At 39.3% G+C, this 957-nt stretch carries 1 protein-coding gene; it reads left to right on the top strand.

Annotation, left to right across the window (positions count from 1 at the left end; translation table 11 throughout):
- Positions 1-436: 436 nt before the first annotated feature.
- Positions 437-943: a hypothetical protein gene (locus tag LC115_13505; protein ID MCZ2357684.1), complete on the top strand. Its 507-nt coding sequence runs from the start codon at positions 437-439 to the stop codon at positions 941-943.
- Positions 944-957: the final 14 nt, after the last annotated feature.

Genomic DNA, 957 nt, shown 5'->3' with positions numbered 1-957 from the left:
CGTTGAGCGACATTACGCCTGCGGCGTAGTTTTGTTCTTCGTGTTTTGCTGCGCAAACACTCCCATCCAAAACAAATGTCGCTCAACGCAGCGCTTGACCTAATTTTGTCTAAGATACGCCTGGGCTTTGCGCCGGCTGCGGCTCGCACCGCTCGCCGTTCCGGCTAACGTCGCCCAACAAAATACTTGACAAAATTAGATCCCGAGAAAAAAAACACCGGAATCCCAAAATAAATTTTGGTATCCTCTTTTTTTTCTCGGAACTTCGTCAAGCGCTGCGATGTGCAAAAGTCTCCGCTTCGCTCCGCCTTTTGCACATCGGGCTCGCGGATTTGCAAAATTCCTACGGCTTTCATAGCTCCGCTATGAGCCTTCGGAACTTCGCAAATCCGCGAGCCCGTTAGCGGTCAGTTTAGGACAACACACATAAACAAAAATGCAGGTAATTAAAAAGACTATTTTTTGGACAGCGATATCCTTTATTGGTTTGGCAATTTTCAGTTTGACAATTGGACAAATATTGCCATACGAGTTTGCAGATTACAAAATAATGCACAAATTTTATGATGTCATAATGCAAGGGCTCCCTGTTGCAATCTTATTGACACTTTTTAAAACAATTAAACAAAAGAAAACAAAGACACAAAATCTAACACTATTAGGGGTGACAATCTTGACTTCAGTACTCTCTTTTTTTGTTATGGTTAATTTAATATTTCGTTTTGCTTTTGGTGATTGGACAACAGTAACAACAATATACAGACACAAAACAGAAAATAACGAAATAAAAGAGCAATGGTTTGACGTTGGTGCTTTAGGTTATGGCGGAAAAAGAATAGTTGAAATTAAACCTATTTTGAAGTATTGGATATTACCAACAGAAATTGACACGACAACAATAAATAAGAGCCTGTTGCACGACAAAAAGAATAAAAATATTTAACTATTTGATTTTGA

Source organism: Bacteroidia bacterium (assembly GCA_026932145.1).
GTDB lineage: Bacteria > Bacteroidota > Bacteroidia > J057 > JAIXKT01 > JAIXKT01.
The sequence above is the reverse complement of the archived record's forward strand: the minus strand, read 5'-3'. Positions and strand labels throughout refer to the sequence as shown.

Bases quoted from the DNA above. Each gene is read 5' to 3' on its own strand.
- LC115_13505 (MCZ2357684.1), top strand. From the start codon at position 437: ATGCAGGTAATTAAAAAGACTATTTTTTGGACAGCGATATCCTTTATT.